This window comes from Acidaminobacter sp. QWL-03 (genome assembly GCF_058683855.1).
On the sequence record NZ_CM178752.1, the window covers coordinates 1,710,284 to 1,725,908 of the forward strand.

Consider the following 15,625-nt stretch of genomic DNA (forward strand, 5'->3'; position numbering starts at 1 on the left):
CGAATGGGTTGTTAATGTGTAAACAATCTGGGATCTTCATGATCGACTTAAAAAAGCTCAAAAAAACAAGCTGAAAGCCGCCACTTGATGGTGAGCTTTCAGCTTGTTTTATTTTTGGATCATTTTATTTAGACTGATTATAAACACTTGCTTCAAGCCTTTTTACAATAACCTAAAACGCCGCAAACTCGTGATCCTGAAGATCTGTAATGAACATATAGCCAGGGGCATGGGTCAGCATAATTGGCGGCTTGGACTGCATGGCTACCGCTTGAGGCGTGACGCCGCAAGCCCAAAATACCGGGACTTCGCCGGGCTTGATTTCAACAGCGTCGCCAAAGTCCGGCTTAGAAATGTCCTTAATCCCAATTTGCGCTGGATCACCAATGTGAACAGGGGCGCCGTGAACCGCTGGGAAGCGGGCTGTAATCTGTGCCGCTTTGACGACCTGGTGATAGGGGATAGGCCGCATGCTGACGACCGTTGGTCCGGAAAAAACGCCTGCAGGACGGCACTGTATATTGGTGATGTACATAGGCACGTTACTGCCGGCAGTGATGTGGCGCACTTCAATATTGGACTGCATGAGGGCAGCTTCAAAGCTGAAGCTGCAGCCCAGGAGGAAGGCGACAAAGTCGTCGCGCCAAATGCCGGAGACGTCTTCAAGTTCCTGAACGTAAACGCCGTTTTCGTAAACCCGGTATTTAGGAATATCACGGGCAATGTCGGAGCCTGGCGCAACTATGGCCATCTCCCGGCTGCCTACTTCTGTAACGTCAAGGATTGGGCATGGTTTAGGGTTTCGCTGAGCGAACAGCAGGAAGTCGTAAGCCAAATCCTTGGGCAGGACGACCAGATTGCCTTGTGCGTAACCCGGACAGAGACCAGCAGTCGGTTTGACAAATTCGCCATTTCGGATTGCTTGCCGCATTTCTGCAGGGGCTGCGGATTTAAGCGGTATCAAAATTTAACGCCTCCTTTTCTGGATGAAAATCTGGTGACGCGGACAAAAACCAATTTGGGGACGCGGACGGTAATGATTTAGCAACAATTTCAGCGTTGCACGTTCATTATTCCCGTCCCAAAGCTTTTATTAAACCCTAACCTCTTCAACCTTCACATCATAGACGGCGCCAGCGACATTCAGCCGGAACAGCCTTGTGCTGATGATGTCTTGTGAAATCGGGTTTCGTGCTTCAGCCAGATTTATTGGCATTGCCGCCGTCATCTCTGGAATCTCACCATAAAAATCCTCACGGGCCTTCAGCAGCTCATGAGCTTCCTCCAGGGAGACCCTCTTGAAGCGAATCTGATCACCTGGTTTAGATTGGGCTAAAAGCGGCAAATCCACTGAAATGACGCCAGCAATTTTTGTGTATCCCCCGGTGGTCTGGCGGTCTGCCATCATAATGATGGGTTTGCCGTGACCCGGGACTTGAACAGCGCCGAAGGCTATGCCATCAGATATTATATCGCCGCCTTTGACGTGGTCTATGGAAGGACCCTCCAGCCGGTAGCCCATTCGGTCGCATTCATTGGTGACGGTATAGATATTTTCCAGAAAGGTCTGAAGCCCAGCTTCCGTAAAAGCATCATCCTGTGGGCCCAGGACGACACGAATGGTTTTTGAAACCCCATAAACCGGAATCTGATCCTGTGGAATCGCCAGGGGCACGGTCGCTGTGCCGGTCCCTTCAGCGCCCACAGGCACTTGATCTCCAGCCTTGAGCGCCCTGCCTTCAAACCCGCCCAGCGCTGCTTTCGTGTAGGTCGAGCGGCTATTCATGACCGGAGGCGTGTCAATCCCGCCACGGACGGCCAGATAGCCTCTGAGGCCGGATTTCAAACCGGCAAAGCTTAAAACATCACCCGAGCTTACTGCCAAGGTCTGCCACGCAGCTACAGGTGCGCCATTGATTTTGGGTCCCAAGTCCGCCCCAGTCAAAGCGATTTGGCCATCAAAGTTCAGTTTCAGCTCCGGACCCATCATCATCATTTCAAGGACAGCGTCCGACCTGTCGTTGCCCACGAGAAGGTTCGCCACAGCCGCCGCAAACTGGTCCATGGCGCCCGCTACAGGAACCCCGAATTGTTGGTAGCCATAACGTCCGAGGTCCTGGATGAGCGTCAGCATGCCCGGCTTAATCACTTCAATAAAACGTGCTTCCGACATCCTTACGCCCTCCCTTCTCTCGATTTGTTCTGCGCCTCTCGGCTTATGCGGTCAAAAGTTGCCTGGTCAATCGGAACAAAGCGGATGGACTCTCCCGCTTTCAACAATATGGGTTCGTCGCTGAGGGGATCATATAGGGCCACAGGGGTGCGTCCAATAATCTGCCAGCCACCGGGACTGTCAATAGGATAAATCCCCGTCTGAGCGCCCGCAATGCCCACTGAGCCGCCGGCGATCTTGGTCCGCGGCGTTTCCAGCCGCGGCGTTGCGATGCGTTCATCCATGCCGCCCAAGTAAGGGAATCCCGGGGTAAAGCCGAGCATATAGATTCTGTAGGTCCCCGAAGTGTGAATCTTTATCACCTCGTCTACCGTCAAACCGTTGTGTTTTGCCACAAAGTCCAGGTCGGGACCATAGTCTCCGCCGTAGAGGGTTGGAATTTCAATGACTGTCGGCTCAGGAAGCTCTATGTCATCCAACGCACCCAAGGTATCACGAACCTTCCCGCACAAAGCGTCATACCCAATGCGCAGCGGATCATAGTGAATCATCAAGGAGCAATAAGTGGGTGTCATTTCGACAATCCCGTCCACTTTGACTTTTTCGAGGGCCAGCATCAGACCTCTGACCTTTGTATTCAGCGCCTCGGAAATTTCATTCCCAAAGCTGGCCACCAGGGCAAGATCGCCGGATGGCGCCAGTCGGAGCTCATTTTCCAAAAACCCTCACCTCCATTCATTTAAACAGAAACAACTAACCAAACAGTGCGGTGATGCTCTTCAGTGCTGTAATTCCAGCATACCCTGCTACGACGACAATCACAATACCGAATGCGATCATCCAGGTTGGATGCTTGTAATCGCCAACAATATCTTTACGTCGTGACGCCAAGAGAATGGTGCCGATGGTTATTGGAAGAATCAATCCGTTGAGGGAACCTGCGAGGACGAGCAAGTTGGCCGGTTTGCCGATCGTTGCCATAATCATGGTGGACGCGACGATAAAGGCAATAATGAACTGCTTCTCGTATTTCATGATAAAAGGATTCAACGTCTTGAGGAAGGAAACCGATGTGTAAGCCGCGCCTACGACAGAAGTAATCGCTGCGCACCAGAGGACCACGCCAAAGAATTTGTAGCCAATCATGCCTGCACCGTGCTGGAACGCAGAAGCTGCAGGGTTCGCCGCGTCAAGCTCAAGGCCCTTGCTGACAACGCCGAGGACTGCGAGGAACAGGAAGATCCGCATAATGGAAGCGATGATAATGCCAGTGACAGAGCTGCGAGTGATCTGACCAAGATTCTCAACGCCAGTGACACCGGCATCAATGAGACGGTGACCGCCTGCGAAAGTTATGTAACCACCCACTGTACCGCCGAGGAGTGTGATAATTGGGAAAACCAAACCGCCTGGATTTTCAGGTGTGACGCTTCGGACAATAGCTTCGCCGACCGGAGGCTGAGTCCTGAATGCCACATAGGCCACAATAGCAATCATAAGGCCGCCGAGGATTTTAACGAAGCGGTCAATGACTGATCCAGCATCTTTCGAAAGAAAGATCGCGATGCCTAAAATACCGCTTATAATTGCCGCTACCGTCAAGTCCATGCCGAATAAAACGTTAAGGCCAAGAGCTGCGCCACCGACGTTGCCAATGTTGAACGCCAAACCGCCCAGCGCGACCAAAACAGCGACGAAAATGCCGAGACCAGGCAGTACTTTATTCGCAATATCCTGACCTCTTAAGCCTGAAACGCCAATAATTCTCCATACGTTCATCTGAGCGCCAATATCCAAAATAACAGAAACCAGAATGACGAAAGCAAAGCTGGCACCAAAATCCTGCGTAAATTTCGCGGTTTGCGTCAGAAAGCCGGGACCAATTGCAGAAGTTGCCATGATAAATGCTGCACCCAAAATAGCGCTGGAACTTCCAGATTTAATGACCTTTTTAGTTGTTGCTTTAACATCAGCCATGTGAATCCTCCCTAATTGTCTTATTTGATCTAACGGTCTATCCAATCACGTTTCTTAAAGCAGTCACTGTAACGCCTTCACTTTCCAGCGTCGAACGAATGCGCTTAACAAATTCGACGGCTTCCGGGTTGTCCCCGTGGACGCATATGGAATCTGCTTTCATTTCGACAGTTTCGCCTGTGATTGCAGTCACTTCGCCCTGCTTGACCATGCGCACAACCCTGGCGATGGCTTCCTCAGGATCATGAATGACTGCGCCTGGCTGACTCCTTGGCACTAAGGTGCCGTTTGCCTGATAAGCGCGGTCCGCGAAGACCTCCTGTGCGACTTTGAGTCCGACGGCCTTACCCGCTTTGATCATCTCGCTGTTCGCGAGCCCTAACAGAATGACTTCCGGCGCTGCCTCATACATGGCTTCCGCAATGGCCTGCGCAAGTTTCGCGTCTGTCGCTGCCATATTGTACATGGCGCCATGGGGTTTCAAGTGCTGTAAATTTCCTTTTGCCGCCTTGACAAATGCCTGCAGGGCCCCTAATTGATAGAGGGTATATGCCTTTACCTCGGCCGGTGTAACTGCCAAATTTCTGCGGCCGAAGCCCATTAAGTCCGGGTAACCCGGGTGCGCACCGAGTCCGGCACCGTTTTCCATTGCCGACTTGACCGTCTCCGCCATTACCAGCGGGTCCCCGGCGTGCCAACCACAAGCAATATTAACAGAAGAAACATAAGGAATAATTGCGTGATCCATGCCGATGGTATAACTGCCAAAGCTTTCGCCCAAGTCACTGTTCAAATCCACTTTGAACATTTGCCTCACCTCCTGCCAAATTATAAAGCAATTTTGATGCCAAAAATGCAAACGTCGAATTTTCAACCTTCTCAAGATTGAGTATTCAAAATTGTTAGTCAAATTGTTCGATTTCGCACATATAGAACGAGCGATTTCGCACAAGGTGCGAAATCGCTCGTCATTCATCTCGTCATTACCCTTTTTCCAGCTTCCGCTTCAGCGCAAACCGGCTGATGCCTAAAAGGTCCGCTGCTTTTGAAATTTGTTGATTGCTGAGTGCCAGCGCCACTTCAATATACTGCCGCTCCATGAAACTAACCTCGTCTTCCAGTGAAAAAGCGCCACTGGTCAGTCTTGCAAGCAGGACCTCATATTTATTTGAGGCTGCAGTTTGAATTTCCTCACCTTCCACAAGCCTCAGCTTCGAAATCTCAGGCGGCAAATGGATTGGCTCGAGACGCTGCTGAGGATACAGCAAAATTGTCCTTTCAACGACATTTTTAAGTTCCCGCACGTTCCCCGGCCATCGATAGGTCAGCATGCACCTTTTAGCTTCTTCTGTCAATTCAGGTACCGGGCGCTGATGTTTCTTCGCCTCATTCTCAAAGAAAAATTGAGTCAGCAGAAGTATATCCTCTCCTCTGTGCCTCAGCGGCGGCAATTGAATTGGAAACACATGCAGCCTGTAGTAAAGGTCCTCCCTGAAATACTTCTCCTCAATAGCCTGTTTCAAGTCCCTATTCGTAGCGGCGAGGACACGCACATCCACCTCGAGATCTTCCAGACCGCCAACACGTTTAAATTTATGGTCCTCTAAAAATCTGAGCAGTTTTGACTGAAGCTCAAGGGGGAGCTCACCTATTTCATCCAGAAAGACAGTACCGCCGTCCGCCAGTTCCAACAGCCCTTTCTTTCTCGCGGCAGCACCAGTAAAGGCATTCTTTTCAAATCCAAACAGTTCGCTTTCCATAAGGTTTTGGGGAATAGCCCCACAATTGATCTTCACAAACGGCAGCGCTGATCTGGGTGACAGTCGGTGGATCGCTTCCGCTACCAACTCCTTGCCAGTTCCCGTCTCCCCTTGAATCAAAACAGTAGTCCGCTCACTGGGCGCTACGACCTCTACTCTGTGAATGACCGCCTTCAGGAGTTCATGCTCACCAATCATATATTTTCCGCGGTGCAGCTTTTCATCTTCATAGAGCGTCAGACGATTCATAGCCTTGAGGTGCTCAATCCCCTTTTGTATGAGGATATCCAGTTCGTCAAACTCAAAGGGCTTGTGAAGATAATCAAACGCGCCGGCTTTAATCGCTGCAACCGCTGTTTTGACATCTCCATAAGCCGTCATCATAAAGGCTACCAAATCAGGATCTATTTTCTTAAGTTCCGGCAGCAGCTCAAGTCCGTTGTCCTTGCCGAGTCTGAGGTCTAAAAGCACAATATGAGGCTTAAAGGCGGCCATTTGTTTGACAGCCTCTGCAGCGTTTGCAGCCGACTGTGTCTGATATCCCAAATCTCCCAGTCCTTCACATAATGAATGACTGAGTGACTTTTCGTCATCGACAACTAAAATGCGGTAAATCATCTAACCGCCTCCTTATCTAAGGTGCTGGGAACTTGAGTATCACCGTTGTCCCAGCCCCTTCTTTGCTGACCATTTGAATCTCCCCGCCCAGATCTGTCATGAGCTTTTGAACAACCGACAAGCCCAGGCCCGTACCTGTGGCGTGAGTCGTGAAGAAAGGATCGAACACCTTGTCGAGATCCTCTTCCGCAATGCCTTTTCCTTCATCCTGCACTATGACTTGAACGGATTTTTCAAATTCAGAAGGCCTCGGCTCAATCCTTATGACAATCCGGTCGCTGGAGGAGGAGGCATTGATAGCGTTGGATATGACGTTCAGCAAGATCTGTTCCGTCTGATTTTCATCTGCTTTGATTTCAACCGGCTCAGCCCCCTGTATATAGACGAGATCAATCTGATGTTCTTCCGCCGCTGGTGTGATCAGCGCCAGAGTTCTCTCGAGCACCGCATTCAATTCAATCCTCCGCAGATCCGGAAAATGAGGCTTCGCAAAATCCAGCAGCTCAGATACCAACTTGTTCATCCGGTCAATCTCATGGACGACATTATCAAACAGCGCGCCGTTTCGGTCTTCCTCAGCTGTCACCAAACGCCGCTTCAGCACCTGAATACTGGTTTTCATGCCCGCCAGCGGATTTCTGATTTCGTGAGCGAGACCCGACGCCAGCTGCCCTGTATAAGCCATGCGATTAACCCGCTCCATCCGCATCTCCAGCCGCTTCCTCTCAGTAATATCGTTGAAGCTGAAAATAGCGCCGGTAGTCGTCCCCTGACTGTTGGTCAGCGGTGCAGCTGACGTTGCGAAATAGCGTTTATCATCGCTGGCCGCCTCCTGCAGCACGTACACTTGGTCAATGGTCCGGGATAGCTTAAGCAAGTCTTCCAGCTGTTCTCTTAGGAGTGTCACAAATGTCTTGTCGGTGCCCTGCTCGCTTAGCGAAGGACTCAACAGTCTCTGCGCTGCCTCGTTCTGATTCAGCACCAAGCCCTCCTGATCCATAACCAGAACCCCTGTCGTCAGACTTCTCAGGATATCCTCATTGAATTGCTTGGCTTCCAATAGTTTTTTTGCGTTGTCCTGAAGTCTTCGAATCATCTGATTGAACGACTGCGCCAGGACACCAATCTCATCCTGGCGGTCCATCTCGAGCTGCGTCTCCAGATCTCCCGCAGACATCTGGTTGCACTGCTCGGCCAGGTACCGCACCGGCCGCGACAGGTGGTGAGCGATCAAAATGGTCGCCTGCATGGACAAAATGAGAGAAATGATCGCGACCAGTATGGAATATTTCTGGGCATCTATGAGCTCCCCGGCGAGAATTTTCTTCTCCCCTGCGACGGCCACCGTCCAACCCGACCGCGCATCGCGCGCGTAGGAGATCAACAGCGCGTCGTCTTCGAAAACCCCTTGGTTTAAGTTCGGATCAATGTGGGCTCTGATGACCATCGGCACAAGCTTTTCGGAATCCTCCGGCAAATGGTTGATCAGCGCCTGATCCCCCTCAAAGACATAAAGCCCCTGCCGATGGTACCCCGACAAATACCCCACCGCTTCCCGCACCTCAGCTTCATTGTCAAAGTCGACCCCGCTCAGATGGTACACCACTTCCGACACCGTCTGAGCCTGTTCGTACCGCTGATTGTTGAGAAGCAGGCGGTAGCCATTCCAGTAAGAAATCAGCCCCAGCACCGCAATGGAAAACGCGATCAGCACCATAAAGGGAATCAGGATCTTGTTTTCAATGTCCATTTTGATCATGACGCATCCCCCTTGGAAAACAGGCTAACGCCAAAGAAGAGGAGTGCGGCCACAATGACGCCTGGGAACGCAGGATGGATCAGATGCCCCGGCGTACCATACAGTCCTCGATCCAGCACCGCCGCTACGGTCATGGTCAGCACACCGCCATAAGCAGAAAAAAGAGCCCCTTTGCGATTTGCTTTCTTCCAGAAGAGTCCGCCATAAAACGGAAACAGGAATGCCACTGCGAACAGACCATAGACATACCCTCCAAAATTCAGCAAACTGCTGGGTGGATTAATAGACATAATGAGGGATACCGTACCGGCTGCCAGGACAAAAATTCTATTTTTAGTGATCATTTTTTCGTCATCCAACTTTGTGTCAACGGTATACCCGAAGAGATCGTAGGTGAAACCGCTTGCCAAAATCAAAAATTGAGAGTTTGCCGTGGAGACCGCCGCCGCCGCCATGCCAATCAGCACAATCCCGCTGAGACGGCTGAAGAGCGCGTAATTGATCATGTAGGGAAAGACCTCATCCACCGAGTTGATGCTTTGGATCGTTGGCTGCAGCACCCTGGATCCGAGACCTATGATGATCAGGTAGACATAGAGTATAGTCAAAAAGATCAAAGAATAAGTTATCATTTTGTAAGCCGTTTTTTGGTCCTTAGCCGCCAAAATGCGGATGGCATATTGAGGGTTAGCCGCAAAGCCCAGTCCCCAGCCTACAAATCCTGTCAGGATCATGAGGGTTGGGTAGGCGTCTGCGGAAAAAGAGTTCAGCATAGTCCCCGGCACCGTCTGACCCGCTGTTACAAACGGCGTGGTGCCAATCAGCGCGACTTGTTCGAGGATCTGGCCGAGTCCGCCTGTCGCGTTCAGGACCAGCCCCGCAGAAAAAACTACGCCGAAAAAGATGAGGATGAAATTGAGGCCATCCGTTCTGGCCACTGAAAACAGTCCGCCAAAGGTCGTATAAATAATGAACATGAACACCAGGAGCGTCGCCAATGTATAGTGAATGTCCAGCAGTTCGCTCATGACGACGCCAAAACCGCGGATCTGTATGGTCATGTACAAAGTGAACGCGAAAACTATGACCAGGCCACCCAGCCTTTGCAGCGCAACGCTCTTATAGCGAATTCTAAAATATTCCGGCAAGGTCATGATGTCGTGACGTCTCAGTCTCGGCACCAGGAAGTAAAGAAAAATGGTGCCCAGATACCAGGGGATGACTGAGTACCAGACGCTGGATAATCCGTAGGCAAAGATCGAACCGGTCAAACCCTGCATGGAGGCTGCGCTGAACCAGGTTGCCGTAAAGGTGAAGACAGAGGCCCAGAGACCCAGACTGTTGCCTGCCAGAAAAAAATCTCTCAGATTTCTTGTTTTTTTGATGCCGCTTTTTCCGAACCACAGCAGCAAAACGGTATATAAGGTGAAATAAAGCAGATACTCGACAGATTTATTCAATCAGCAGCCCCCATTCTATTGGTAAACTGGTCTTTTCCATTCAATTCTATGTTAACTTGTTTTGAAACGACTTACAAGAATCAGAAGGTGATCTCATCTCAGTCCTGTATACGAGCTGGCGTCACTGCTGAGCCTCCATGCCCCCCACGAAATTGCTTAAACTTCCAATATTGAGGTATAGATAGACTAAATAATCAGAGGAGGTGAAGCGTATGAAGCACATTCCTAATATTTTGACCGTGATCCGCTTGTTCCTCGTGCCTGTCTTCGCTATCCTTTATTTTTCTGAGGCTCCAAATGCGCATTTTTATGCCCTGGCTATTTTTATCCTCGCTGGCGTGACAGATGTCCTGGATGGCGCGATAGCCCGAAGGTACAACCTCGTTTCTGTGGTCGGTACGGTTCTCGATCCTCTCGCTGACAAGCTCATGCTGCTGACTGCGCTGATCTGCCTTACCTTGGATGGCATCATGCCGTTATGGGCTATGGCCATCATGCTCGTCAAAGAGCTGTTCATGATCACCGGTGGACTCATTATGTACTTCAGAAAGGAAAAGTCGGTCATCCCAGCCAATAAATTTGGGAAGCTGGCCACCATCCTGTTTTCACTGGCGGTATTCCTGATGATTGTTCAGCCCGGAACCTGGTACACCATGGCTGCGCTCGTCGTCGCAATTGCTTCCAAACTGTCTGCCTTCACCTCTTATGCGAGGCATTATTATCATAATGTAAGGCTGAAGAGAGAATAAAAACGGTTCAAAAAAACCCCGTCTGACATGCCAGGCGGGGTTTTTTGTATTTATGAATCTGGGGTTTGAAGAAACTCGGGGTCGATAGGCGCAAGCCGCTGACACCGAGTTTCTCTCCCTCACTTCACCATCTTCAACCGCGGGATCCCAAAATTTGAAATCAACAGTCCTGCTATTATAACCAAGCACCCCACCCATTGAACGGAAGTCAGCTTTTCCCCCAGGACTGCCTGGGCGGTGAAAAGACCGGTCACCGGTACAAGCAGGGACAAAGGCGCCACCTTACCCGTTGGATATTTGTCAAACAGCATGGTCCAAACACCATAACCAAACAAAGTTGCCAGAAACGCCAGGTAAAGCGCAGAAAACACCGAGATCCCTTTGAGGTTCGACAGCGCGAACAAGATCTCTTGAGGTGAATCCACAAGGAAGGCAAGCGCCATCAGAGGAATGGGCGGTACAAGGCTGGACCAGACCACCAGTCCCAACATGTCGATCTTTTCACCATGTTTCTGGGCATCTCTGGTCGCAAATCGAAGCACTATGTTGGAAATCGACCAAAACAAAGCCGCTGAAATGGTGAGAATAAACGGTACCATAGGCACGGAGGAAAGCCCCCCGGCCTTATAGGCACCACTGATGAGGATCAGGCCCGCTGCCATGATGAACAGTCCGACGACCTGCTGACGCTTAACCGCCTCCCCTAAGAGTACCGCCGCCAGGAGCACTGTAAAGAAAGGCTGCGTTTGAAGAACTATGGAGGCTATGCCTGCGGGCATTCCAATTTCTATGGCATAAAACAAAAGTCCAAACTGCCCTACACCCAGCGTTAAACCATATGCAATTATATATCCCCACTGGAGCTTAGGTTTTTTTACAAAAAATATTGCGGTCGCTGAAACAATAAAGAATCTGGATGCCGCCAGAACCAGCGAAGGTACTCCTGTCAGTCCCAGCTTAATCACGGTAAAATTAGCGCCCCAAACAACGACTAACAGCACAGCCAAAAATAGATCTCTTTTGCTCATAGTGTCACCGACCTTTATAGAATGTAGCTTCAATGAGAGCCACTGCGAATATCTCCGTTTATCTTATTCACTATGTTAGCATGTTTTCCAAATACATACAAAATTTTTTCAAGTTCACGACTTTCCGTAGTTATGCAAGTTTTAAATGAATTTAATTCACGTTCGACTTGCATCACTTCTGAGCTATGACGATTTTTAGAAATTGTATATATATCCATACAAAGATAAAATAAATATCGACATTCTCAATTTTTTGTTTAACATAAAATATTATATAAAATCTCATAACCTATATATAAAGCCATTTGCATGGTTTTTGCATTGTCAAAGAAAACCAATTCTTGTTCATAAATAAAAACAGTATATTTATCTATTTTCACTGTTGACAACGCCCCTCTTCAATCGTATAATCGTATACAATAAAGCAGAAAAGGAGTGACAATTGCAGTGAAAAAAATATATTCTTGCAAAAAGATCAGCAACACCAATTTAAAGGGCGTCTACTCCCCCAATCAGAATTCCAACTTGCAGTGTCACCCCGAATCACTGCTCACCGACCTCAATGCGAACGTCGGCTTAAACCTTAATTTGACCGTCAGCCTGGTCTCTGATGACAGTTTCAACTTCGACCCACACTTTTACCAAAGAGCGTCCTACCTACGTACCAGCGTGGTGGTTGCTGGCAGTCAATGCGGCGCTTCAGAAAACGCTGCGGGAACATTACTTTCTGACAATTGTAAGGGCGTTAAAGCGGTGATCGCGAAATCCTACAACACGTCGTTCAGACAACAATTACTTAATGCTGGCATTCTGCCGCTGGAATTCACCAACACTGACGACTTCGACAAAATTTCGCTTTACGACACGTTATATCTGGAGCAGCTCGAAGCAGCATTAAAGCCTAACGCCTGGATGATTTACAATCGCTCGACTGAAGAATTTTACGAAGCCGCCATGTACTTTGATGCAGGCTGTCACAAAACTTCGGCCAGGATTGGCTTTGAAACTGCATTGACCATCGGCTAAGCCCTAATACTATGAAGAACCCATATACAGAACGGAGGTGCACCATGTGTCTGGCCACTGATTTCACAGAATACTTCGACCACCTGACCCAAATGGCGTACGACAACAATGTGACTGCCGGTGAGGTCTACGAACAATATGACGTTAAGCGCGGTCTCAGAAATGCCAACGGCACAGGGGTCCTCGTCGGTTTGACCCGAATTGCGGATGTCTACGGATACAAGCTTGTAGACGGCGTCAAAATACCGGATGAAGGCCGACTTTCCTACCGCGGCATCGACATTCGCGACTTGGTAGAGGGATTCCAGCAGGAAAAACGCAGAGGCTTTGAAGAATCCGTCTTTCTGCTGTTGTTCGGAAAACTTCCAACCCAGAGCGAGCTGGCAGACTTCAACGCACTGCTTGATGACTACAGAGCGTTACCGCCCGGCTACACCGAGAGCATGATCCTGAAGATCCCAAGCAAGGACATCATGAACAAACTGATGCGCAGCGTCCTGGTTCTCTATTCTCACGACGACGATCCTGACAACACGAGCATTGAGAACGTCCTGAGACAAAGCATCCAGATGATCGCCCGCTTCCCGACCATCATCTCCTATGGTTATCAGGCGAAAGCACATTACATTGACGGTAAATCCCTGTTTATCCACGCGCCACGCAGAGGTGTCGGCACGGCGGAAAACGTCCTTCACATGATTCGCAGCGACAACCGCTATTCCAGAACCGAAGCCGAAACTCTCGACCTGCTCCTCGCACTGCATGCGGATCACGGCGGCGGCAACAACTCGGCTTTCGCGACGCACGTGGTATCCTCTTCCGGCACGGATACTTATTCGGCTCTGGCAGCGGCTATTGGTTCTCTAAAAGGACCTAAACACGGCGGTGCCAACAAAATGGTCATCGAAATGGTTGCAGACATTAAAGCGAACGTCGAGGACTGGAGTGACGTCGATCAACTCAAGACTTACCTGAAAAAAATCCTGAAAAAGCAAGCTTTTGATGGCCAAGGCCTGATCTACGGCATGGGCCACGCGGTTTACACCCTGTCGGATCCAAGAGCAGTCTTATTAAAGAAGAAAGCCTTCGAACTGGCTCTCGAAAAAAATGCCATGAAAGAATTTGAGCTTTTCTCCAATATTGAAGCGCTGACTAAAGACCTCTTTAAAGAAATGAAGGGACAGGATGTCGCAATCGCGGCGAATGTCGATCTTTATTCTGGCTTTGTCTATGAAATGCTGAATATTCCAGCAGATCTCTACACGCCGCTGTTCGCCGTAGCAAGGGTTGCTGGATGGTGCGCACACCGCATTGAGCAAATCGTCAGCGACACCAAAATCATTCGTCCGGCTTACAAGAACATTCTTGAGCCACAGCCTTATATTCGACTTAAAAATCGTTAAGCTGACTATTTCCACCCCGCCATCATTTATAATTTAAATACCGGGAGAAGGATCTGCCTAAAGCGTCATGTCGACGCTGCTTGCAGATCCTTCCCCTTTTCTGTTTTGAAATAAATTTCAAAATATTTAGAAATTTATTTCATTATGCGTCTGATACACCTCACAAAACACTTGAAAATGCCCATTCCTTTAGTTGGCACGACACTTGCTTATTAGTATAGTATCGAATCTAAAGGAGGACTAAAATGAAAGCCAGAATGCCTTATCTTTACGAAGCCATAATTACCTTTGCTCTGCTGATCGCCACAATGGGGATCGGAATCGCGGTCTATGGCGCAAACCCGCACATCCCAATGCTGATTGGCGTCGCCTTCGCGACACTGATGGCACTTCGGATCGGACACAAATGGAGCGATATTGAGCAGTACATGTTTGACGGTATCCGCCAGGCACTTCAAGCGATCATAATTCTCGCAATCATAGGCGTTCTCATTGGCGTCTGGCTCCTTTCCGGCGTTGTGCCGACCATGATTTATTACGGACTCGGCATCCTGTCTCCAAAGATCTTCCTTGTCGCGACACTTCTTATAGCGTCTGTGACTTCCCTGGCGACTGGTACGAGTTGGGGTACGGCAGGCACCATCGGCATAGCACTTATGGGCATTTCTACAGGCCTTGGCATTCCGGCCCCAATCGCGGCTGGCGCGGTCATCTCCGGCGCCTACTTTGGCGATAAGATGTCGCCGCTTTCCGACACGACCAACCTCGCGCCCGCCATGGCCGGCACGGATGTCTTCACCCACATCAAGTTCATGCTGAAGCCAACGATTATCGCGTATGCCATTTCACTCATTTTCTTCGCAGTACTCGGCTTGCGCTACGGTGGTGCCGATGTCGACCTCACCGCCATCAGCGCCATGAGAGACGGCCTCGCAGCATCCTTCACCATTTCACCGGTACTTTTGATCCCGCCGCTCGCCGTTATTGTTTTGATCGCTAAAAAAATGCCGGCAATTCCAGGCATCTTCGTGGGGATCATCCTCGGCGCTATCCTCGCGCCAATCTTCCAGGGCTCCAGCTTTGGCGACATACTGAATGTGGCATACAGCGGCTTCGAGTCCAACACCGGCGTCGCTGCAATCGACGACCTTCTCTCCTCCGGCGGCCTGAGCAACATGATGTACTCCATCTCCCTCACCATCATTGCCATGATGTTCGGCGGCATTATGGAAAAGACAGGCCAACTCGAAGTCATTGTCAACAAGCTCCTCATGCGCGTCAAAACGCCGCAGGGTTTGGTCGCATTAACCGAAGCCACCTGCCTCGGTTCCAATATGACCATGCCTGAGCAGTACATCTCCATAGTCGTTCCGGGCCGCATGTACGCAAAAGCATACAAGGATATGGGACTTCATCCTAAAACCTTGTCCAATGCTCTCGAATCCACAGGCACACTGACTTCAGCGCTGATTCCTTGGAATACCTGCGGTGTCTTCCTCTTCGGGGTCCTCGGCGTCACCACTATGGAATATCTGCCGTACGCCATCTTCAACTACACTATGCCACTTGTGGTCATCGCTTTGAGCTTCGTCGGTATCACAATCGCCAAGCTCACGCCTGAAGAACTCGCTGAACAGGAAATCGAAGATAAATTGTCAGCTTAGTGCCACGC

The 15,625-nt window shown here is 49.9% G+C and carries 13 protein-coding genes; 4 read left to right on the forward strand and 9 right to left on the reverse strand.

The features are described 5' to 3' along the window. Positions 1 to 172: 172 nt before the first annotated feature. The 8 genes from AC4PHM_RS07880 to AC4PHM_RS07915 form a co-directional block, all read right to left on the reverse strand. On the reverse strand, positions 173 to 964 hold the full coding sequence (locus AC4PHM_RS07880; protein WP_492020334.1) for a putative hydro-lyase: 792 nt from the start codon (positions 962 to 964) through the stop codon (positions 173 to 175). Positions 965 to 1,093: 129 nt separating this feature from the next. Next, on the reverse strand, positions 1,094 to 2,173 hold the full coding sequence (locus tag AC4PHM_RS07885; protein ID WP_492020335.1) for a 5-oxoprolinase subunit C family protein: 1,080 nt from the start codon (positions 2,171 to 2,173) through the stop codon (positions 1,094 to 1,096). 2 nt (positions 2,174 to 2,175) lie between these two features. After that, on the reverse strand, positions 2,176 to 2,892 hold the full coding sequence (gene pxpB, locus AC4PHM_RS07890; protein ID WP_492020336.1) for a 5-oxoprolinase subunit PxpB: 717 nt from the start codon (positions 2,890 to 2,892) through the stop codon (positions 2,176 to 2,178). A gap of 34 nt (positions 2,893 to 2,926) precedes the next feature. Continuing rightward, a complete protein-coding gene (locus AC4PHM_RS07895; protein ID WP_492020337.1) occupies positions 2,927 to 4,150 on the reverse strand; it encodes an NRAMP family divalent metal transporter in 1,224 nt (407 codons plus the stop codon). A 37-nt stretch (positions 4,151 to 4,187) separates the two neighbouring features. After that, entirely contained in the window at positions 4,188 to 4,958 is a 771-nt protein-coding gene (locus tag AC4PHM_RS07900) for a LamB/YcsF family protein (protein WP_492020338.1), read from the reverse strand. A gap of 175 nt (positions 4,959 to 5,133) precedes the next feature. Beyond that, entirely contained in the window at positions 5,134 to 6,528 is a 1,395-nt protein-coding gene (locus AC4PHM_RS07905) for a sigma-54-dependent transcriptional regulator (protein ID WP_492020339.1), read from the reverse strand. Positions 6,529 to 6,544: 16 nt separating this feature from the next. After that, positions 6,545 to 8,287, reverse strand: a complete 1,743-nt coding sequence (locus AC4PHM_RS07910) for a sensor histidine kinase (protein WP_492020340.1) — start codon at positions 8,285 to 8,287, stop codon at positions 6,545 to 6,547. After that, positions 8,284 to 9,747: a sodium:solute symporter family protein gene (locus AC4PHM_RS07915; protein WP_492020341.1), complete on the reverse strand. Its 1,464-nt coding sequence runs from the start codon at positions 9,745 to 9,747 to the stop codon at positions 8,284 to 8,286. Before AC4PHM_RS07915 ends, AC4PHM_RS07910 begins: the two co-directional genes overlap by 4 nt. Before the next feature lie 212 nt (positions 9,748 to 9,959). On the opposite strand from AC4PHM_RS07915, the gene pgsA reads away from it, so the two are divergent. After that, the gene (gene pgsA / locus AC4PHM_RS07920) at positions 9,960 to 10,496 is read left to right on the forward strand and encodes a CDP-diacylglycerol--glycerol-3-phosphate 3-phosphatidyltransferase (protein WP_492020342.1); all 537 of its coding nucleotides are present in this window, start codon (positions 9,960 to 9,962) and stop codon (positions 10,494 to 10,496) included. Positions 10,497 to 10,615: 119 nt separating this feature from the next. Here the strand turns inward: pgsA and AC4PHM_RS07925 are convergent, their stop codons facing one another. Then, the gene (locus AC4PHM_RS07925) at positions 10,616 to 11,524 is read right to left on the reverse strand and encodes an EamA family transporter (protein ID WP_492020343.1); all 909 of its coding nucleotides are present in this window, start codon (positions 11,522 to 11,524) and stop codon (positions 10,616 to 10,618) included. A gap of 447 nt (positions 11,525 to 11,971) precedes the next feature. On the opposite strand from AC4PHM_RS07925, the gene AC4PHM_RS07930 reads away from it, so the two are divergent. From AC4PHM_RS07930 to nhaC, 3 genes are all read left to right on the forward strand, one after another. Continuing rightward, positions 11,972 to 12,550: a hypothetical protein gene (locus tag AC4PHM_RS07930; protein ID WP_492020344.1), complete on the forward strand. Its 579-nt coding sequence runs from the start codon at positions 11,972 to 11,974 to the stop codon at positions 12,548 to 12,550. Positions 12,551 to 12,594: 44 nt separating this feature from the next. After that, positions 12,595 to 13,953 carry a citrate/2-methylcitrate synthase gene (locus AC4PHM_RS07935; protein ID WP_492020345.1) on the forward strand — a complete coding sequence of 453 codons (1,359 nt, stop codon included), beginning with the start codon at positions 12,595 to 12,597 and terminating at the stop codon, positions 13,951 to 13,953. Between the two features lie 245 nt (positions 13,954 to 14,198). Beyond that, positions 14,199 to 15,617 carry a Na+/H+ antiporter NhaC gene (gene nhaC / locus AC4PHM_RS07940; RefSeq protein WP_492020346.1) on the forward strand — a complete coding sequence of 473 codons (1,419 nt, stop codon included), beginning with the start codon at positions 14,199 to 14,201 and terminating at the stop codon, positions 15,615 to 15,617. Positions 15,618 to 15,625 lie beyond the last annotated feature (8 nt).